The 20,212-nt window shown below is 74.0% G+C and carries 15 protein-coding genes; 7 read left to right on the plus strand and 8 right to left on the minus strand.

The features are described 5' to 3' along the window. Nucleotides 1-2: 2 nt before the first annotated feature. A complete protein-coding gene (locus tag ACZ7HT_RS19625; RefSeq protein ID WP_471167195.1) occupies nt 3-590 on the minus strand; it encodes a (2Fe-2S)-binding protein in 588 nt (195 codons plus the stop codon). A 2-nt stretch (nt 591-592) separates the two neighbouring features. Continuing rightward, the gene (locus ACZ7HT_RS19630) at nt 593-1,483 is read right to left on the minus strand and encodes an FAD binding domain-containing protein (RefSeq protein WP_471167198.1); all 891 of its coding nucleotides are present in this window, start codon (nt 1,481-1,483) and stop codon (nt 593-595) included. Nucleotides 1,484-1,788: 305 nt separating this feature from the next. Between ACZ7HT_RS19630 and ACZ7HT_RS19635 the strand changes: the two genes are divergently transcribed. Continuing rightward, on the plus strand, nt 1,789-3,483 hold the full coding sequence (locus ACZ7HT_RS19635) for a PucR family transcriptional regulator (RefSeq protein WP_471167201.1): 1,695 nt from the start codon (nt 1,789-1,791) through the stop codon (nt 3,481-3,483). 354 nt (nt 3,484-3,837) lie between these two features. Next, the gene (locus ACZ7HT_RS19640; protein WP_471167204.1) at nt 3,838-4,641 is read left to right on the plus strand and encodes a hypothetical protein; all 804 of its coding nucleotides are present in this window, start codon (nt 3,838-3,840) and stop codon (nt 4,639-4,641) included. Between the two features lie 92 nt (nt 4,642-4,733). Here the strand turns inward: ACZ7HT_RS19640 and ACZ7HT_RS19645 are convergent, their stop codons facing one another. Together ACZ7HT_RS19645 and ACZ7HT_RS19650 are read right to left on the minus strand one after the other, a co-directional pair. After that, nucleotides 4,734-6,386 carry a hypothetical protein gene (locus tag ACZ7HT_RS19645; protein WP_471167206.1) on the minus strand — a complete coding sequence of 551 codons (1,653 nt, stop codon included), beginning with the start codon at nt 6,384-6,386 and terminating at the stop codon, nt 4,734-4,736. A 111-nt stretch (nt 6,387-6,497) separates the two neighbouring features. Next, the gene (locus ACZ7HT_RS19650) at nt 6,498-7,295 is read right to left on the minus strand and encodes a GntR family transcriptional regulator (protein ID WP_471167699.1); all 798 of its coding nucleotides are present in this window, start codon (nt 7,293-7,295) and stop codon (nt 6,498-6,500) included. A 329-nt stretch (nt 7,296-7,624) separates the two neighbouring features. On the opposite strand from ACZ7HT_RS19650, the gene ACZ7HT_RS19655 reads away from it, so the two are divergent. Next, the gene (locus tag ACZ7HT_RS19655) at nt 7,625-8,491 is read left to right on the plus strand and encodes a (2Fe-2S)-binding protein (RefSeq protein WP_471167209.1); all 867 of its coding nucleotides are present in this window, start codon (nt 7,625-7,627) and stop codon (nt 8,489-8,491) included. A 213-nt stretch (nt 8,492-8,704) separates the two neighbouring features. Then, nucleotides 8,705-9,817, plus strand: a complete 1,113-nt coding sequence (locus tag ACZ7HT_RS19660; protein WP_471167212.1) for a DUF2637 domain-containing protein — start codon at nt 8,705-8,707, stop codon at nt 9,815-9,817. A gap of 36 nt (nt 9,818-9,853) precedes the next feature. Here ACZ7HT_RS19660 and ACZ7HT_RS19665 read toward each other — a convergent pair whose 3' ends face one another. The 4 genes from ACZ7HT_RS19665 to ACZ7HT_RS19680 all read right to left on the minus strand — a co-directional run bounded on the left by ACZ7HT_RS19665 (nt 9,854) and on the right by ACZ7HT_RS19680 (nt 17,822). Next, nucleotides 9,854-10,303 carry an ATP-binding protein gene (locus ACZ7HT_RS19665; RefSeq protein ID WP_471167215.1) on the minus strand — a complete coding sequence of 150 codons (450 nt, stop codon included), beginning with the start codon at nt 10,301-10,303 and terminating at the stop codon, nt 9,854-9,856. A 52-nt stretch (nt 10,304-10,355) separates the two neighbouring features. Continuing rightward, nucleotides 10,356-12,098, minus strand: a complete 1,743-nt coding sequence (locus ACZ7HT_RS19670; protein ID WP_471167218.1) for a pyruvate dehydrogenase — start codon at nt 12,096-12,098, stop codon at nt 10,356-10,358. A 27-nt stretch (nt 12,099-12,125) separates the two neighbouring features. Continuing rightward, nucleotides 12,126-13,928 (minus strand): protein phosphatase 2C domain-containing protein, encoded by a 1,803-nt coding sequence (locus ACZ7HT_RS19675; RefSeq protein WP_471167221.1) that lies wholly within the window; start codon nt 13,926-13,928, stop codon nt 12,126-12,128. Nucleotides 13,929-14,051: 123 nt separating this feature from the next. Then, nucleotides 14,052-17,822, minus strand: coding sequence for a S8 family peptidase (locus ACZ7HT_RS19680; RefSeq protein ID WP_471167223.1), 3,771 nt, complete (start codon nt 17,820-17,822; stop codon nt 14,052-14,054). Nucleotides 17,823-18,054: 232 nt separating this feature from the next. On the opposite strand from ACZ7HT_RS19680, the gene ACZ7HT_RS19685 reads away from it, so the two are divergent. The 3 genes from ACZ7HT_RS19685 (at nt 18,055) to ACZ7HT_RS19695 (ending at nt 20,085) form a co-directional block, all read left to right on the plus strand. After that, nucleotides 18,055-19,038 carry a helix-turn-helix domain-containing protein gene (locus ACZ7HT_RS19685; RefSeq protein ID WP_471167225.1) on the plus strand — a complete coding sequence of 328 codons (984 nt, stop codon included), beginning with the start codon at nt 18,055-18,057 and terminating at the stop codon, nt 19,036-19,038. Between the two features lie 69 nt (nt 19,039-19,107). Next, nucleotides 19,108-19,542, plus strand: coding sequence for a hypothetical protein (locus ACZ7HT_RS19690; RefSeq protein ID WP_471167228.1), 435 nt, complete (start codon nt 19,108-19,110; stop codon nt 19,540-19,542). 60 nt (nt 19,543-19,602) lie between these two features. After that, entirely contained in the window at nt 19,603-20,085 is a 483-nt protein-coding gene (locus tag ACZ7HT_RS19695; RefSeq protein WP_471167231.1) for a DUF456 domain-containing protein, read from the plus strand. Nucleotides 20,086-20,212 lie beyond the last annotated feature (127 nt).

The following is a 20,212-nucleotide window of genomic DNA, read 5'->3' on the forward strand; positions in this document are numbered from 1 at the left end:
GGTCAGACCGCCTCTCCCTGACGGGCGGCCGCGAGGCGGACCGCGTCGAGGATCTTCTCGTAACCGGTGCAGCGGCAGAGGTTGCCGGAGAGCGCCTCGCGGATGTCCGCGTCCGTCGGGGACGGGTTGCGCTCCAGCATCTCGTCGGCCGCGACGAGCAGACCGGGGGTGCAGAAGCCGCACTGGACGGCGCCGGCGTCGATGAACGCCTGCTGGATCGGGGAGAGTTCGACACCCTCACCGGTCTGCGAGTCCTGGGCGGGCTTGGCCTCCCAGCGCTTGGCCTCGTCGATCGAGGTGCCACAGGCACCGGAGGCGCAACCGCTGTGCGCCTCGCGCTCCTTGGCGTACTCCGCCAGGCCCTCGACGGTGACGACCTCGCGGCCCTCGGCCTGACCGGCGGCGACCAGGCACGAACAGACCGGCACGCCGTCGAGACGGACGGTGCAGGAACCGCACTCGCCCTGCTCGCACGCGTTCTTGGAGCCGGGCAGACCCAGGCGCTCACGCAGAACGTAGAGGAGGGACTCGCCCTCCCAGACGTCGTCGGCTTCCTGCGGACGACCGTTGACCGTGAAATTGACGCGCATGGTTATGCAGCTCCCTCAAGCGTGCGGCCCGCGCCGCGGTACTGCTCCCACGTCCAGCCGAGCTGGCGGCGAGCCATGATGCCGACGGCGTGGCGCCGGTACTTGGCGGTGCCGCGGACGTCGTCGATCGGGTTGGCGGCGGCCGAGCAGAGGTCGGCGAACTGCTTCGCGACCGACGGGGTGATGATCTTGCCGTTGTCCCAGAAGCCGCCCTCCTCGAGAGCCGCGTTCAGGAAGGCCTCGGCCTCCTTGGCGCGGATCGGGGTCGGCGCGGCCGAGCCGATGCCGGTGCGCACGGTCCGGGTCTCCGGGTGCAGGGCCAGGCCGAAGGCGCACACGGCGATGACCATCGCGTTGCGGGTGCCGACCTTGGAGTACTGCTGGGGGCCGTCCGCCTTCTTGATGTGGACGGTCTTGATGAGCTCGTCGGGCTGCAGCGCGTTGCGCTTCACGCCCGTGTAGAACTCGTCGATCGGGATGAGGCGGGTGCCGCGCACCGACTCGACCTCGACCTCGGCGCCCGCGGCGAGCAGGGCCGGGTGGGCGTCACCGGCGGGCGACGCGGTGCCGAGGTTGCCGCCGACGCCGCCGCGGTTGCGGATCTGCGGGGAGGCGACCGTGTGCGAGGCGAGGGCCAGACCGGGGAGCTCTGCGCGCAGGTTCTCCATGATCTGCGTGTACGGCACGGAGGCGCCGAGGCGGACGTTCTCCTCGCCGACCTCCCACTCGCGCAGCAGCTCGATACGGTTCAGGTCCAGGAGGTACTCGGGGCGCCGGTGGTCGAAGTTGATCTCGACCATGACGTCGGTACCACCGGCGATGGGCACGGCCGTGGGGTGCTCGGCCTTGGCGGCGAGCGCCTCCTCCCAGCTGGCGGGGCGAAGGAAGTCCATGGTGGCTCTCTTCTAGTGATTCTGGTGATCGGGGGTCGAGCTAGTGGGTCCGGGGGGACGGCCGGCCCTCGTCATCGTGTTCATGTGCTGTTCACGCGGTGTGTGGCCTAGTACACAAGCCACGATCGCCCAGGTGCAGTCACCGAAAACATGAAGGAGTTGGCTGGTGCCCGTCGTCGTCTTGTAGATTCGAACGAACGAGGGGAAACAGAAACCTCGCTGTTTTCCCCTGGAAACGGTGGCACCACTCCACCGTCGACAACGCGACACCCACCATCACCGAACGAAGGAACGGCGGCGACACGATGCGGCTGCGCGCACTGCTGGAGAACGACGCGCTCGGGCTGCGCCTGCTCGGCGGCGAGGACGAGCTGGACCGGACCGTCCGAGGCGTGATGACGACGGACCTCAAGGACCCCAGTCGGTACCTGTCCGGCGGCGAGCTGGTGCTGACCGGCCTGGCCTGGCGGACGGAGCCGGCCGACGCCGAGCCCTTCGTCCGGATCCTGGCCTCGGCCGGGGTGGCGGCCCTCGCCGCGGGTGAGGCCGAGCTCGGCGACATCCCGGACGATCTCGTAGAGGCGTGTTTGCGCCATCGGCTGCCGCTCTTCGCAGTGAACGAATCCGTTGCGTTCGCGACGATCACCGAACACGTTGTTCGACAGGTCTCCGGCGAGCGGGCCGGCGACCTGGCGGCCGTCGTCGACCGCCACCGGCGCCTGATGACCTCCGGTCCGGCCGGCGGCGGGCCCGAGGTCGTCCTCGACCTCCTCGGCTCCGACCTGGACCTGCGGGCCTGGGTCCTCTCCCCCACCGGCCGCCAGATCGCGGGTGCCGGCGAGCCCCTGGAGGCCGTGCTCGCCGCCACCCTGGCCGGTGAGCACCTGGCCGCCACCCGGACCGGCCGGCGCGGCCCGCACCGGCTGAGCGTGGCCGGAACCACGTACTCGCTCTTCCCGATCCGCAACGCGGGCCGGGGCGCCGCACCGGCCTCCCGTGACGTGCGCGAGACGGTCCTGTCCGACTGGCTGCTCGCCGTCGAGGCGGACGCCGGGGACTGGCCCGCCGCCCGGCTCGACCTGCTCCAGGGCGTCACCCAGCTGATCGCCGTCGAGCGGGACCGGCGCGACGCGGCCCGTACGGTACGGCGCAGGCTCGCCCAGGAGGTCCTGGAGCTGGTGCAGACGGGCGCCGCGCCCGCCGAGATCGCGGCCCGGCTGCGGGTCGCCGCCCCGGTGCTGCTGCCCGGGCTCGGCACGGCCCCGCACTGGCAGGTCGTCGTCGCCCGCGTGGAGTGGGACCAGGAGGCCGGCCAGGCGCCCGTGGACAGCGGTCCGGTCGCGCAGGCGCTCCTGGAGGAGATCCTCGTCGACCCGGTGACCGTCGGCGCCGAGTCGGCCGACCGGATCGCGGTCGCGCACAGCGGCGACGAGGCGATCGCCCTGGTCCCGCTGGCCGCGGGCCCGCTGCCGGAGAGCGAGGACGAGGGCCCGGCCCCCGCCCTCGGCCTCCACGCGGACGCGCTGCTCGCCTCCGTACGGGCTCCGCTGTCCTCGGGTCTCGACGGCGACGGGCGCCTCACCCTGGGCGTCAGCGCGGCCGTGCACTCGGCGGAGGGCCTGCGCGGGGCCCTGGAGGAGGCCCGGCACGCCCGCCGGGTGGCCGCCGCCCGCCCCGGCCGGGTCTGCGCCGCCGGGCACCACGAGCTGGCCTCGCACGTCCTGCTGCTGCCGTTCGTCCCGGACGACGTCCGGCGCGCCTTCACGGCCCGGCTGCTCGACCCGCTGCGGGACTACGACCGGCGCCACCGGGCGGAGCTCATCCCGACCCTGGAGGCCTTCCTGGACTGCGACGGCTCCTGGACCCGCTGTGCGACCCGCCTCCACCTGCACGTGAACACGCTGCGCTACCGGGTGGGCCGGATCGAGCAGCTCACCGGCCGTGACCTCTCCCGCCTGGAGGACAAGCTCGACTTCTTCCTGGCGCTGCGGATGAGCTGAGTACGAAGTGGCTCCGCTCGCCCGCACTACACCGTTCGGGCGAACAGGAGCGGATGCGCGAGGGCCCGGCGGGGTCCCGGTGTTTCACTCGTTCGGGCGAGTCCGAAGGAGTGGGGAACGGGGCCGCGGCGGGCCCTCGGCGCAGGGTCCCGCCGAGGCGGCCCGCGCCTGATCACCGGCGTGATCACGGGCGGTTCGGCCCTCCGGCGCACGACGGAAACGGGCCGCGGCGGGGGACCGCGCCCCCTTCCGCGTCTTGTGAAATTTTTCACCCGACCCCTTGGCCGGGTACTCCCATCCGTGCTGAGATGCCGTCCTACTCAACAGCTCGATGGCGCGCTCGGGGAGGGCAATGTGGCGGATACCGCCATGTCTGGTTCCGAATCAAGGGGTGGCGAAGATCCGTCCCTCGCCTACGGCAAGGAGACACCCGTGGAGACGGCCATATGGCGTCTCCGCTCCCGGGGTTGCTGGACGGACGCGGCCGCGCTGCTCGCGCCGCACGCGGCCGAACCGGCGGCCGCACTCGAACGGGCCGCGCTGCTCATCGAGCGCTGCCTCTACACCGAGAAGGGCTGGGCCGACGCCGAGGAGGCGCTGCGGGCGGCCGAGGCGGTGGCCGGCACGGACGAGGAGCGCGGGGCCGCGGCCTGCGAGCGCGGCTATCTCGCCTACGCCTCCACCCTGTTGGGGGTACGCGACCGGGCCGACGAGGCACGGATGGCGCTCGGCCGGGCGGCGGCGCTGATCGGCCCCTCCGCGGGCGGCCGTCCCCTCCTGGACTTCCGGCGCGGGCTCATGGCCCAGAACCTCGGCGACTCCCCGCAGGCGGCCCGCGCCGCGTACCGCAGGGCGCACGCGGGGGCGACCGCCCAGGGCGACTCGCTGCTGCTCTCCTTCACCTGGCGGCACCTCGCCGGACTCGCCCTGCGCGAGGGGGAGTTGGCGGAGGCGCGGCACGGTTTCTCGGAGTCGCTGCGGATCCGCGAGGAGCTGGGCTATCTGGTCGGCACGGCCCCGGCGCTCACGGCCCTGGCGACCACGGAGACCGAGCCGGAGGCGGGGCGCCTGCGCGCCGAGGCGCGACGCCTCTTCCAGCTGCTCGGCGGGGTGCCGACCTGGCTGTCGGCCCAGCTGACACCCCAGGCGGCCACCTGAAGTCGCGGGTACGGGGCGGCTCCTGACGTCGCGGGTACGGGACGGCTCCTGAAGTATCGGGTACGGGAGGGTCCCTGACGTCCCGTCACCGTCTACTCCCGGGGCGCGAGGCGCACCAGGCTGTCGTCGGTTCCGACAAGGAGGGAGCCGGCGGCGGTGACCGCGACCGCGCGGACCGGGGGGCCCGGGCGGAACGAGAGCGTCGGGCCGCCCTCCGGCCGGTGGAGCTCGACGAGGCCGTCGGCCCAGGCCGCGGCGACCAGCGGCCCGTGCGGGGTCTCGGTCGCGTGCAGGGAGACGACCGGCGAGGGGCGTTCCGCGAGGGGTTCGGGGCGCACCTCGCCGCCGGGGGTCCACAGCCGGACGCTCCCGTCCGCGCCGCCCGAGCAGACGAACGGGGTCTCGGACTCGACCGCGGCCACGGCGGTGACCCGGCCGCTGTGCGAGGCGGACTGGTGAAGGCCCGTCAGGCCGAAGGCGTGCACGGAGCCCAGCCGGTCCCCCACCACCACCGAGCCGGCGATCGCCGCGAGCGCCGTGCCCGGGTGGCGGGCCAGGGTCGCCGAGACCGCCTCGGTGAGCCGCTCCAGGTACGGGGGCCGGGGCGCCGTGCCCCGTACGGCGTGCAGCCGGCCCCGGTCGTCCAGGAGCAGCACCGTCCCGTCCGGCGCGGGCGCGAGCGCGGTGATCCGGCCCGGGACGGTGTGCGCGAGGCGCCCGGCGGGGCTCGCGTCGGCCTCGTGGAGCAGCCGCACGGTGCCGGTGGGGTCGCCGACGAGGAGGGTGCCCTCCAGCGGTCCGCCCGCCGCGCCGAGCACGGTGACCGGACCGGGCCAGGGCGGGTTCAGGTCGCCGCGGTGGCGGGCCCACCTGACCCGCCAGGGCGCGCCCTCCGCGAGCGTGGCGAGCGCGGGGCGGAGCCGCGGGTCGGCACCGTCGCCGAGCGCGGTGAGGAGCACCAACGCCCGTTCTTCCGGGGCCTGTTCGCGACAGAGCGACTGTCCGGCGCGCATCCAGGCGGTGCGGAGTCCGCCGTGCTCGTCGACACCGCTCCCGCCGGGCCGGGCGGACGGTTCGGGCCCGTCGGGGGTGCCCGGCACCCCGGCGAGGGCCGCGCCGGTGACGTACGCCGTGGTGACGAGCAGCGGGTCGGCCGCGCAGACGGCCGCCGGGTCGGAGAGGTCCGGCAGCGGCGGGGCCGGCTCCGGCCGGGCGCTGTCGGCGGTGTCGGGCGCGCCGTCGAGGTCGACGACGGTGACCCGGCGCTCGGCGCGCAGGGCGGCGGGGGCCGGGGTGCCGCTCCGGGCCTCGACCACGAGCCGGATCCGGCCGACTCCGGCGAGCTCCGCGATCAGCCGGGTCAGCGCGGCGGGCTCGGCGGCGGCGTGGAGGTCGGTGAGGAGGAGGACGGCCCGGCCGGCGGGCCGCGGCTCGCTCGTGGCGAGGGCGTGGACGAGGTCGTCGGGCGACCGGGCCACGACGCCGAGGCGGTCGGCTATCGTCCAGGCCGCGCCGAGCGCGCTCTGCCCGGCGAGCGGGACGAGCACCCGGGCGGTGCGGCGGCGGGCGCGGCCGGACCGGGGTCCGTACGCGGCGAGCCAGCCGAGCAGCGCCGTCTTCCCGCTGCCGGGGGCGCCGGTGACGAGGCACAGCCGGGGCGCCTCGGGATCGGTGAGCCAGCCGAGCAGCGCGGCGGCCTCGGCTTGCGTACCGTCCCATGCCGGGGACGGACTCACGGTCGGCATCGGACACCTCACGCGTGACGCACTACGAACGGCTGACGTCTTCGACCTTAGTCGTCCGGGGCGATCAAGACTCCGTTCCGGTGAAGTGTTCTCGTGCCCGGTGCCGGGTGCTCAGCAGTCCGATCCCGCGAAGTGCTCCCGCACCAGGGTCTGGACCACGGTCAGGTCCTGGGCGATCAGGGCGTCGAGCAGGGCGGTGTGCTCGGCGGCGTCGGCGACGAGGACGCCGTGGCGGAGGGCGGGGGCGCTGATCAGGGGCCACTGGGAGCGGCGGTGGAGGTCGTCGGCGACGGCGAGCAGCTGCTCGTTCCCGGCGAGGGAGAGGACGGCCCGGTGGAAGGCCCGGTCGGTCTCGGCGTAGTGGGCGCGGTCGCCCCGGGCGGCGGCGGTCGCGGTGGCCTCGGCGAGCGGCCTGAGCTCGGCCCAGCGGGCGGCCGGGACGGTGCGGGCGAGCCGCAGCATGACGGGGACCTCGATGAGCGCGCGGACCTCGGCGAGCTCGGCGAGCTCGCGGGGGGTGCGCTCGGTGACGCGGAAGCCGCGGTTCGGCACGACCTCGACGGCCCCCTCGACGGCGAGGCGCTGCATGGCCTCGCGGACGGGGGTGGCGGAGACGCCGAAGCGCTCGGCGAGGGCGGGCGCGGAGTACACCTCGCCGGGGCGGAGTTCGCCGCCGACGAGGGCGGTGCGGAGCGCTTCGAGGATCTGGCCGCGGACGGAGTGCCGGCGCACGGTGCGGGGGGCGAGGGGCGCCGGTTCGCCGTGGGTGTGCTCGCCGCGGACGTACTCGGCACCGCGCGCCTGCTCGGGGACCCGTGCGGATGCGGCGCGCGGCGGCTCCGGACGTATGGACGGGGCTCGTACGGTCTCCGCGCGTGCGGACTCCGACCGCGCCGGTTCCCGGCGCACCGGCTCCGCACGGACCGCCTCCGCACGGACCGCCTCCGTTCGCACGGTCTCCGCGCGTGCGGTCTCCGCGCGTGCGGCGTCGCCGAAGGGCGGGGACGGCCTCTCCGTCGACCGCTCGCGCGCTGCGCCCTGCTCCACCCGGGTCCTCCTGCGGCCTCGTGCCGGACCCGGCTCGCGTCGCCCGGATCCTCTGTGCACCATAGGCGAACGGACCGACATCCGGGGCATACGGGCCGCCTCCGCAGGTGGGAGGGGTCCCCGGATATGAGGGCCACTCGAATCGGGTAAGGTAAGGCTAACCTTTCAATGCTCGCGATTCGGTGGTGCGCATGACCGTCCCCGCCCTGTTGCCCACACCCCTGACCTCCCCCGTCGCGGCTTCGTACGCCCGGCTCGCCGAGGTCTTTCCGGGCCTGCGGGCGGAGGAGCCCGCCCGGGGCGGGCGGCTGCCACGCGGCGCGGGCTGGGTCGGCGCGGACGAGCTCGCGGCCGGCGGCCCCGCCCTCGACGCCTTCCTCGCCTGGGACGACGCACAGGTGCTGCGCGACCACGGCGCCCGCGCCCGCCCCGACGTCGTCGCGGGCTTCGGGCTGCACCGGTACGCCTGGCCCGCCTGCCTCCTCGTCACCGTCCCCTGGTTCCTGGACCGCCGGGTGCCCCGGCTGCCCGTCCGGAACGTGGCCTTCCAGCGGGTGCGGGGCCGCATGGCGGTCCGCGTGGAGGAGTTCGCCTGCCTGCCGGGCGACCCCGCGGCCGCCCTGCCCGGCGCCCGGGTCGTCGACGGCGAGGAGGCGCTGCGGGCCGAGGTCCGCGCCTCGCTCGCCGAGCACTTCGAGGCCGTCCTCGACGGCTTCGGGCCCCGGATGCGGCGCGGCCGCCGGGCCCTGTGGGGGATGGCCACGGACGAGATCGTCGAGGGCCTCTGGTACGTCGGGACCCTGCTCGGCGAGGAGCGGCGGGCGATGGCCGAGCTCGAACTCCTCCTGCCGGGCACCCCCGAGGCGTACAAGCCCTACGCCGGCGGCGCGGGCTTCCGCGAGCTCGCCGGCACCGAGGGGGCGGACGGCGCCCCGGCCGCCACCCGCGACCGGGCCGGCTGCTGCTTCTTCTACACGCTGCGCCCCGAGGACACCTGCCTCACCTGCCCGCGCACCTGTGACGCCGAGCGCGTCCGCCGGCTGACCGCGGCCGCCTGAGACCCCCGGGACGCGGCCGCACTTACGCCACCCTTTCGGGTGGCACTAATCGAACTCAATTCCCTTTCCCTGCACGGACGTTCGATCAGATCGCACCTATTCGCATGCCTTGCGGCCCCGATGGCGTGCTCTTGTCCCGAAACCCCTTGAGCACCCCACGGGGCAGGCCAGTATGGGCCGCCAAACGCCCTACTGCGATGCAAGGGACACCGCATGAGACTGACCGACATATCGCTGGACTGGCTGCTTCCGGGCGGCGTGATGGTGGCCGGGGTCCTGACGGCGGTGGCGGTGCTCGCGCGCGGGAAGCGCGCCGGTGACCAGGCCGCGGCCGACGACTCCTGGGAACGGAGCGAGGAGCGCCGCAGACGCAAGGAGGCCGTCTACGGATTCGCCTCGTACGGGCTGCTGTTCCTCTGCGCGGCCGTCGCGGCGGCGCTCTCCTTCCACGGCCTGGTGGGCTTCGGCCGGCAGAACCTGAACCTGTCCGGGGGCTGGGAGTACCTCGTCCCCTTCGGTCTCGACGGCGCCGCCATGTTCTGCTCGGTGCTCGCCGTCCGCGAGGCCAGCCACGGCGACGCGGCCCTCGGCTCGCGCCTGCTCGTCTGGCTGTTCGCGGGCGCGGCCGCCTGGTTCAACTGGGTGCACGCACCGCGCGGCATGGGCCACGACGGCGCTCCGCACTTCTTCGCCGGCATGTCCCTCTCGGCCGCGGTCCTCTTCGACCGGGCGCTGAAGCAGACCCGCAGGGCCGCGCTGCGCGAGCAGGGCCTGGTGCCCCGTCCGCTGCCGCAGATCCGCATCGTGCGGTGGCTGAGGGCGCCCCGGGAGACCTTCGCGGCCTGGTCGCTGATGCTCCTGGAGGGCGTCCGCACCTTGGACGAGGCGGTCGACGAGGTGCGGGAGGACCGGCGGGAGAAGGAGGAGAACCGGCTCCGGCGGCGCGACCAGGTCAAGCTGGACCGGGCGAGACTCAAGGCGATCAACCGTCAGCACCGCGCCTTCGGGCTCGGCCGGGGCGGCGGACGCCAGGTCGAGATGGCGGCGCTCGGCACCTCGGCCGGCGCGGGTGCCGGCTCGGGTGCGGGCGGTGGTTCGGGCTCCGCGACGGGTGCCGTGCAGGCCGCCGTCGCGGAGCCCGCCATAGCGGACCCCGGACAGCTGCCGCTTCGACACCGGCCCTCCCTGCAAGCCGTCAGGGGCGATGAGCCCCGCCCCGGCGAGTCCCGGACGGTGGACCTCACCGCCGAGGACGACACCCAGGCGCTGCCGCGTCTCGACTCCCTGGAGCGCAAGCTCAAGGATCTGGAGCAGCAGTTCGGCTGAGCACGGGAACGTCACGGAAACCGGCGGGGCCGCCTCTCAGGCGGCCCCGCCGTTCAGTTCGAACCACACCACCTTGCCCAGCCCGTGGTCCTCGACCCCCCAGGAGTCGGCCAGTGCCTGGACGAGGACGAGTCCCCGGCCGTGCGTACCGTCGTCGGCGGGCGGTACGTCCGGCTGCTTGAGCCCCGGCACGAAGTCACGGACCTCGACCCTCAACTGCTCGGGGACGACCGTCGCGGTCACGACGGCCCCGTGCTCGGTGTGGACCAGGGCATTGGTCACCAGTTCGCTGGTGAGCAGTTCGGCCACGTCGGAGGCGCCCGGTCCGCCCCACTTCCGCAGCAGTTCACGCAGGGCATGCCGCACTTCCGGCACCGCGGTGAGATCGGCGCATCCCACCTTTCTGAGCAGTTGAGTCGGCTGTCGTGCCTCCCCGGCCATATCCCCCACCCACAGGTCGCGTCGAACAGGCTCACGGGGATGCATGCCCCGCATCACCGTCCGCATTCATGAGGCGGGACTTTCCGGACACCCCTCGTCAGGGTCTGGGCACGTTGCGGAGGTTGGAGCGGGCCAGCTGGAGCATGCGACCGACTCCTCCGTCCAGGACGATCTTGCTGGCGGAGAGCGCGAAACCCGTCACCATGTCGGCGCTGATCTTCGGCGGGATGGACAGCGCGTTCGGATCGGTGACGACGTCGACCAGGGCGGGTCCCTCGTGCTTGAAGGCGTCCTTGAGCGCGCCCGCGAGCTGCTTGGGCTTCTCGACGCGGACGCCGTAGGCCCCGGCGGCGCGGGCGATGGCGGCGAAGTCCGGGTTCTTGTTCGTCGTCCCGTACGAGGGGAGCCCGGCGACCAGCATCTCCAGCTCGACCATGCCGAGCGAGGAGTTGTCGAAGACGATCACCTTCACGGGCAGGTCGTACTGGACGAGGGTCAGGAAGTCGCCCATCAGCATGGAGAAGCCGCCGTCGCCGGAGAGCGAGACGACCTGGCGGTTCCGGTCCGTGAACTGGGCGCCGATCGCCTGCGGCAGGGCGTTCGCCATGGAGCCGTGGCTGAACGAGCCGATGATCCGGCGCCGCCCGTTGGGCGAGAGGTAACGGGCGGCCCAGACATTGCACATACCGGTGTCGACGGTGAAGACCGCATCGTCGTCGGCGAGGTCGTCGATGACGGAGGCGACGTACTCGGGGTGGATCGGGACGTGCTTCTCGACCTTGCGGGTGTAGGCCTTGACGACGCCCTCCAGCGCGTCGGCGTGCTTCTTCAGCATCTTGTCGAGGAAGCGGCGGTCGGTCTTGGCGCGGACCCGGGGGGTCACACAGCGCAGCGTCTCGCGGACGTCCCCCCAGACGGCCAGGTCGAGCCGGGAGCGGCGGCCGAGGTGCTCGGGCCGTACGTCCACCTGCACGATCCTGACGTCGTCGGGCAGGAAGGCGTTGTACGGGAAGTCGGTGCCGAGCAGGATCAGCAGATCGCACTCGTGGGTGGCCTCGTAGGCGGCGCCGTACCCGAGCAGACCGCTCATCCCGACGTCGTACGGATTGTCGTACTGGATCCATTCCTTGCCGCGCAGGGCGTGGCCGACCGGCGACTTGATCCGCTCGGCGAACTGCATCACCTCGGCGTGCGCCCCCGCCGTGCCGCTGCCGCAGAAGAGCGTCACCCGGTCGGCGGCGTCGATCATCCGCACGAGGGCGTCGACCTCGGCGTCCCCGGGGCGGACGGTGGGCCGGGTGGTGACGAGCGCGGTCTCCGCGCTCCTCTCCGGGGCCGGCTCGGAGGCGATGTCGCCGGGCAGCGAGACGACGCTGACGCCGCCGCGGCCGACGGCGTGCTGGATCGCCGTGTTCAGCAGCCGGGGCATCTGCTTCGGGTTGGAGATGAGCTCGCTGTAGTGGCTGCACTCGCGGAACAGCTGGTCGGGGTGGGTCTCCTGGAAGTAGGAGAGCCCGATCTCGCTGGACGGGATGTGCGAGGCGAGCGCGAGGACCGGGGCCATGGAACGGTGGGCGTCGTACAGGCCGTTGATGAGGTGGAGGTTGCCGGGACCGCAGGAGCCGGCGCAGGCGGCGAGGGCGCCGGTGACCTGGGCCTCGGCGCCCGCGGCGAACGCGGCGGTCTCCTCGTGCCGCACCTGGATCCAGTCGATCGCCCGGGTACGGCGGATCGCGTCGACCACCGGGTTCAGGCTGTCGCCGACCACTCCGTACAGGCGCCGGACGCCCGCGCGGACGAGGATGTCGACGAACTGCTCCGCAACGTTCTGTTTGGCCATGGCTCCATCAACACACGGCCCGATGGGTTACGCCTCCCAGACGGCCACCCCCGTACGGTCGTCGGCGTAACCGGTCACTCTCAGCTGGGTGTCGGCGAGGAAGGCGGCGAGGCCGGGCGGCTCTGGGTCGGCCCAGCGGGCGGCGAGCTCGTGGGCGAGGGCCGGTTCGCCGCGCATCGGGTCGGCGAGGCCGGGCGAGGCGAGGAGCAGGGTGTCGCCGGCGCGGGCCACGGAGGCGCGGAAACGGAACGGCTCGGCGGGCGGCGGCACGGGCTCCTCGATGAGCGGCGGCGCGGTGGTGATGCCGAGGTCCATGGTGAGCCTGTCCTCCTCGGTGGGCGGCGAGCCGAAGCCGACGACGGGGGCGCCGGTGACGGCGGCCGGTTCGGGCAGGAGCGGTTCGAGGTCCTGCCAGGAGCCGTCGCGGAGCCGGAAGAGTCCTCCGCCGCCGATGCCGAAGAAGACCCGGGTGCGGCACTCGGGATCGGCCGGGACCAGGAGGCAGCGGAGGGTCGCGGTGTACTCGTCGGGGGCGAGGCCCCGCTCGGCGGCGCGGGCCCGCAGCCTGCCGTAGGTCCGGTCGGTGAGCCGGTGCAGTCCGGACTTGAGGTCGCCGCGGCGGCCGGACCTGATGTCCTCGGAGAGCCGGGCGTGGCTGCGGCCGACGGCCTCGGCGATCCAGTGGCAGGCGTCGGCGGCGGCGAGGTGGGCGTCCTCGGCGGCGCGGGAACCGGCGGCGACGGCGACGAGGACGAGCGCGGTGTCGTCGTGGCCGAACCGGGCGGTGAGCAGGGCGTCGCGGCGCGGCTCGCCCCGGAAGCGGGCGGAGTCACCGCGCACGGAGGCGGCCCGCAGCGTGCAGGTCCCGTACCGGGCCCCGTCGAGCACGGTGTCGGCGACGAGCTCCCCGAGCTCCCCGGGCCGCGCGACGGGCAACGCGGTGGGCTCGGCCTCATAGGTGGGCGGCCGACTCCCGACGAACCCGGTCCGCGGCCGGGGCACGGGCACCTGGACGGTGAGGTCGGGGTCTGGCGCCGGCTCCTCCGGCAGGGGCACCTGAACGGTGGGCGTGTCGACGGGCGCCTGGGCCGGCGGGGGCGGGGCGGGGAAGGTCCGCGGCCCGACGCCCGCAGGCGCCTCCCAAGGCGCGGCCCCGGCCGACGCCTTGGGGGCGGCGGGGGGCGCGCTCGGCGCCGGGCGCGCGGGGGCAGCGGGCGGCGCGGGGGTCGTCGGCGGCTCAGGCCGCGTGGTGGCCGCAGGCGGCGTGTGCGGCGTGGGGACCACGGGCGGCGCGGGAGACGCGCTCGGCGCGGAAGCGACAGGCGGCGCGGGCGCCCCAGGTGCCACGGGCGGCGCCGGGGCCGCAGGCGGCGTGGGGACCACGGGCGGCGCGGGCGGCGCCGGGGGCGCGGGCGGCGTGCTCGGCGCAGCGGCACCAGGCGCCGTCGGCGCGGGCGGTGCGGCGGCGGCAGCCGCCGGTGGCTTGGCCGGCGTCGGGGCCCCGGGTGGCTCCGGCGGCGCCGGGCGCGGTGGCGGCGCCGTGGGACCGCTCGGGCGGGAGGCTGCCGGGGGCGGCACCAGGGGTGCGGGGCGGGCCGGAGGCGCGCTCCGCGGCCCCGGTGCCGTCACCGGGACCGGCGGTGCGGGCCGCAGGTCCGGGGGCGGCGGTGCGGGCGGCAGGTCCGGGGCCGGCGGCGGGTCGCCCGGGCATGGCGTGCGTGGGGTCGTGGCGAAGTGGTCGTCGAGTGTGTCACCCGAGACCGTCGGGGCCGTGTCCGGCGCCGACTCGTCGTAGAGCTTGTCCCACCAGTTGTCCCCCTGCTGAGTCATGCCCTTATTGTCCACCGCTCACGGCGTCAGAAAACGGGACACCAGGAAAACCGTTGCTGCAAATGGGTGGTCCGCCGGACGACCCCACCCCCCACGGGAAGGACGCCCGGCGGACCGGCGTGATCAGCGCACGTCGTAAGCGCGGACCACGGTCTGGGTGACGGAGTTGCCGTTGGCGTCCGTCAGTTCGGTCTTCAGGGTGACCTGCTTTCCGGTCGCGCCCGCGTGGTTCACGGTCGCGGTCCAGCCGTCGCCCTGCTGGGAGACCTGCGCTTCGGTCCAGGTCGTACCCCCGTCGTAGGAGTACGAGAGCTTCGCCGAGGTGAGCGCCGCGGGGGTGTAGCCCGCGTGACCCGTCGCGGTGAGGCCGATGTGCTGGCCGTCGGTCGCGGCGAGGGTCTTGAGTCCGTCCTCCGGAAGGTCGTACCGGGGGAAGAGAATCGGGATGCCCTGAGAATAGACGCTCTCGTCAAGCTTGGAGGTGAATTTCCACACCGAGTTGACGGACGTGGAGCGGGCCCACACCTTGCTGCCGATCTTCATGACGTTCTGTTCGAGCGTGTACGTCCCGGCTTCGGCCGGTACCTCGAAGGCACCGGACGGCCAGCTGCTCTGACCGATCAGCTCGCCGTCACGGCTGAGGCTCAGGTTCCCGATGTCGCCGAAGGAACCGGGCTCGGCGTAGTGGGTGCCGTCGCCCCACATGGCGTCCGCGAAGCCGATGTAGTCGCCCTGCCGCTCGGCCGCGAGGACCGGCTTCCCGGTGGTGTCGCGGGGCGCGGTGGGCGCGATGACGCCGTCGTACCACTTCTCGGTGCGCCGTTCGCCGGCCGTGTACGCGTGCCGGGCGCCCATCATGATCTCGCCGAACGGGAAGCTGCTGTTGACCATCTGCAGCCAGGCGGTGTCACCGGCGGAGTAGTACTCCGTGCGGGTGCCGGGGGCCGGGACCGTCTCCAGGGAGCCGAAGCCGACGCCGACGCCGTTCGGACGGTAGGCGGCCGGGAATTCCGTGAAGTCGGTGGTGATGCCGGCGGAGCCGTAGGCCGAGTCCGTGCGGCCCAGCTGGGCGTCGCGGACGCGGTACTCCTTGTCGTCGCGGAGGGCGCCGGTCTCGGGGAAGGCGAGGTTGTAGAGGTACGGGCTCTTCGCGGTGGCGTTCCAGGCGAGGGTGACCTCGCCGGCCGCGAGCTTGCCGAGGAGCGCGGTCGCCTCCGTGGACGGGACCGAGAGGACGGGCAGGCCGTTGCCGGAGAAGCCGCCCGCCGGGTACCAGCGGCCGGGGGTCGAGTGGTACGTGATGACGGCGACGGCGCCCGCGGCCTTGGCGTTCCGGGCGAGGGTGCCCACGTAGTCGTCGGTGTCCGGGAGCCTGACCAGGGCGATGCGGCCCTGGACCCCGGCGGCCTCGAGCTCGGCCGGCGTGCCCGTACCGGCGTCGACGAGGCGCGCGGAACCGGTGCCGTCGAGGTTGTCGGAGCCGGGGGAGCCGGTCAGCGGGTGCAGGGCCAGTCCGTCGCCGGTGCGCAGCGAGGTGATCTGCGGGGCCGCGGCGCGCCAGTAGCTGCCGAACTCGAAGTCGCCGTCCTCGGGCGCCCCTTCGACCGAGGCGTAGTAGCCGCGGATGCTGCGCGGGCCCGCGGCCGTTCCGGCGTGCAGCCAGAAGTCGTCCCAGGAGCGGGAGAACGCGAGGGTGGCACCGCGGAGTTCGGTGGTCCGGTCGGTCTTCACCGACAGCCGGCGGGCCTTGCGGGCGTCGAGGACGACGGTGGTGTCCTTCTTCAGTTCGACCTGCGGGCGGCCGAGGTAGCTGAGCGAGTCGTTCAGCGTGGCGCCCTCGCCCGTGTCGGGCGTGGTGACGAAGGAGGAGAGGAAGTAGCTGCCGGGGCGCAGGCGGTAGACCTGGTCGGCGGCCCCGTCGTTGAAGCGGCGCTCGCCGCTCGCGGTGTCGGTGCCGATGACGTCGAGGGAGGAGGCGCCGGAGGCGGGCTTGCCCTGACGGTCGATCAGCTTGACGCGCAGGGTGACGGTCTCGGGCTCCACGTACAGCGAGAACGGGGTGGAGACGTGGATGCCGCCCTGGCCGGTGGCGACGACGCGGCCGGTGACGTCGCCGTACTGGGCGCGCTCCAGGCGGGCGTCGGGGGCGAGGTCGAGCGGGACCTCGACGGTGGCGCCGGCGGGGACGGTGACGGTGTGCTCGCCGAGGCGGGCGACCGGGGACGTGACGGCGGAGCCGTCGTTGCCGGTGACCTTCTCGACGGCCAGGTTCAGGGTGACGGGCGCGTCGGAGGTGTTGGTGTACGGGACGGAGACCGTGGTGCGGTCGGTCTTGTCCTGCGGCCAGGAGGAGCTGCCGCCCTGGACGGCGGGGGCGCTCAGGACCGTCTGGTCGATGGCGGCCTTGACGTCGAGGCGGCCGCCGCCGACCTCGCGGACGTCGCCGGGGACGGCGCTGTCGGCGGAGGCGACGAGCGCGGACTTGATCTGCTGGGCGGTCCAGTCGGGGTGGCGCTGCTTCACGATGGCGGCGGCGCCCGCGACGTGCGGGGTGGCCATCGACGTACCGGACATGGACTGGTAGGCGTACACGCCGCGGCCGCCGGCCGCGGCGGCGGAGATGCCGACGCCGGGGGCGGCTATCTCGGGCTTGAGGGTGTGGTTCACGATCGTCGGGCCGCGGCTGGAGAACCAGGCGGTGGAGTCGTCGCGGTCGGTGGCGCCGACGGTGAGCACGCTCGGCGCGCAGCCGGGCGAGGAGACCGTGTTGTGGGCGGGGCCCGAGTTGCCGGCGGCGATGACGAACAACGTGCCCTTGTTCCGGGCGAGTTCCTCGGCCGCGGCGCTCATCGGGTCGGTGCAGTCGGTGGGTACGGAGCTGCCGAGGCTCATGGAGACGACGTCGGCGCCCTGTGCGACGGCCCACTCCATGCCGGCGATGATCCAGGAGGCGGCGCCGGAGCCGGAGTCGTTGAGGACCTTGCCGTTGAGGAGGTCCGCGCCGGGGGCGACGCCCTTCTTCTTGCCGTCGCTCGCGGCGCCGGAGCCGCCGACGGTGGAGATGGTGTGGGTGCCGTGGCCCTGGCGGTCGCCGGTGGTCTCGGAGTCGGTGAAGTTCTCCGCGGCGACGATGCGGCCCTTGAGGTCGGGGTGCTCGGCGTCGGCGCCGGTGTCGAGGACGGCGACCTTGGTGCCCTTGCCGTCGTAGCCGGCGGCCCAGGCCTCGGGGGCGTGGATCTGCTTCGTCGACCGCTCCAGGGTGGCTTCGACCTTGCGGTCGAGCCACAGCTTCTTCAGGCCGGAGGAGGCGGAGCGGGCGGCCGGGGTGCTGATCTCCGACCAGAAGGTGGCGGCCTGCTTCTTGTCCGCCTTGAGCGCGACGCCGTCGACGGCCTTGAGGACCTGCCCGCGCTTCGCGCCGCGCGGGGCGGCGGGGACGGAGCGGGCGAGATCGGAGCCGTAGACCGCGATGAGGGGCAGTGTGGCGGTGGCGGAGTCGTCGTAGCCCTGGCGGATCAGGCCGGTGACGTTGAAGAGCTCCTCGTCGACGCGTCCGGCGGCGAGCGCGGCGGTGGCGTTCTCGGGGTAGACGTAGAGGTCCTGGCCGGAGCGGCGGGTCTGGACCAGCGGGACGGTCCCGTCTTCGCCGGGCAGGGCCGTGGCCGCCGGGTTCCCCTCGGCGTCCCGGGTGACCAGGACGCGGTCGCCGGTGACCAGGGTCACCGTGGCGCTCTTCGTGCCGTGGCCCTCGCGGGCCCAGGCCTCGCTGCCGACCAGCGGTCGCTTGGCGGTCGTGTCGTCCTGCGGCTCTTCGGCCATGGACGGCGCGACCGCGGTGACGGCCAGGACGACGGCGGTCGCCGCCCCCAGGGCCGTACGCGAAAACGGACGCATCGCTCTCCCCATCTGAATCCGGAAAAAGGGCATAAGACGCCCCTCGCCGGAGGCTGTTGGTGCTGCGGTGGCGCCACATTGGCAGAGGTGAGGGCGGTACAGGGATGATGGGAGAGGCGGGAATACGCCGTGGCCGTTTCCCGCCAGGTCACCAACGGAACGAAAGCCTCCGGCGATCGTCCCCGGAAGATCCGGGGTGCCCGCCGGAGGTGCGGCGAGGGGTGGGGCAGTCATGCTGGGAGCGATAGGACTCGACGAACGCCAGGAGTCCGCGTACCGCGCCCTGGTCGCGCTGGGCGCGGCCGAGGTCACCGATCTCGCGCACCGGCTCGCCCTGCCCGAGCAGGACACCGAGCGGGCGCTGCGCCGCCTGGAGTCCCAGGGGCTCGCCGCCCAGTCCTCGGCCCGCACCGGCCGCTGGGTCGCGGCGCCGCCCGGGGTCGCGCTCGGCGCGCTCCTCACCCAGCAGCGGCACGAACTGGAGCAGGCCGAGCTGGCGGCCAAGCTGCTCGCCGAGGAGTACCGGGCGGAGGCGCAGGAGGCCGCCGTGCACGACCTGGTGGAGGTGGTGACCGGCGCGAGCGCGGTCACCCACCGCTTCCTCCAGCTCCAGCTGGGCGCGCAGGAGGAGGTCTGCGCCCTGGTGACGGGCAAGCCGATCGCGGTCTCCGGTCTGGAGAACGACGCCGAGGAGCAGGCGGCCGGGCGCGGGGTCCGCTACCGGGTGGTGATCGAGCGCGAGGTGCTCACCCTCCCGACGGGACTGCTCGAACTGTCCGCGGCGCTCAGCCGCGAGGAGAGGATCCGGGTCGCCGACCGGGTCCCCACGAAGCTGGTCGTCGCCGACCGGTCCCTGGCCATGGTGCCGCTGACCGGCCGGGGCGCCGAGCCGGCGGCGATCGTCGTGCACGCGAGCGGGCTCCTGGAGTCCCTGATGGGCCTCTTCGAGTCGGTGTGGCGGGAGGCGCTGCCGCTGCGGCTCGGGGCGGGCGCGCAGATCACCGAGGACGAGGCGCCGGGCCCGGACGTGATGGACCTGGAGATCCTGTCGCTGCTGCTCGCCGGGATGACGGACGCGAGCGTGGCCAAGCAGCTGGACCTGGGGCTGCGGACGGTGCAGCGGCGGGTGAAGGGGCTGATGGAGCTGACCGGGGTGACGACCCGTCTGCAGCTGGGCTGGCACGCGTACGAGAAGGGGTGGGTGGCCCGCGGCTGACTCCGGGGCGTATGGGAAGGTGAGCGGCCTGTTCCGCTTGCACTTTCGATCTTCTGGAGCTCAGCCCCCATGAACGGACGACGCCGTCGTGCCCTGCTGGCCACCGTGACCCCGATGCTGGAGCCGGGGGAGCGGGTCGAGGTCACGACCGTCGTGAATCTGAGCAGCGTGTCCGTGCGGCGGACGGCGGCGTTCGCGGTGGCCTCCGCGATCGCGTCCGGTGGCGCGATGACCGTGATACCGACGCCGGTCCCGATGTACCTGACGATGACGGACCGCCGGATCATCATCCACCGGGCGGACCCGGTCTTCGCGAAGCCGGTGGAGCTCACCCTGACGGTTCCACGCGCGGGCCTCGTCCGCTCGGAGGTCAAGGAGCGGTTCGTCAACTCCTCCTTCGTCGTCTCCCCCGCCGCCGGCGGGGAGGGCCTGAAGATCATCTTCGCGCTCCTCGGCCGCAAGGAGCGCGACCTGGTGGCCGCCGCGCTCCCCGTCGTGCCCTGACGTACCCCGTCCGCCTGCCGCGACCTGCGCGAACCCGCGCCGTCCGGCACCCTGGGCAGCGTGGGTGTGTGGCAGCTCCTGATGATCGCGACGGTGATGCTGCTCGGCCTGTTCGGGGTGCTGACGCCCGGCGTGCCGGGGACGTGGCTGGTGTGGGCGGCGATGCTCTGGTGGTCGCTGCACGAGCGCACGGACCTGGCCTGGATCCTGCTCGCCGCCTCGACCGGCCTGCTGCTCCTCACCCAGGTGATCGTCTGGCAGCTGCCGCCGCGCCGCTTCCGGGGCGTGGGCATCACCCGGCGCATGGTGACGTACGCGGGGGTCGGCGCCGTCCTGGGCTTCGTCCTGATCCCGGTGGTCGGCGCGATCCCCGGCTTCGTCGGCGGGATCTACCTCTCGGAGCGGCTCCGCCTCGGCGGCCACGGCCAGGCCAGGGCGGCGACACGGACGGTGATGCGGGCGGCGGGCACGAGCGTGCTCGTCGAACTCTTCGCCTGCCTGCTGATCGTGGGCGCGTGGGCGGGGGCGGTGCTCTGGGGCTGAGGACCAGGTGCCGGACCGAGCGGCGACGCGGGCTACGTCCCGGTAGGCCCCACGTACGGGCGCCGGAGCAGGCTACGCCCCAGAAGGCCGCACGCACGGGCGCCGCAGCGGGCTACACCCCGGTAGA

The organism is Streptomyces sp. NPDC037410, from assembly GCF_055602235.1.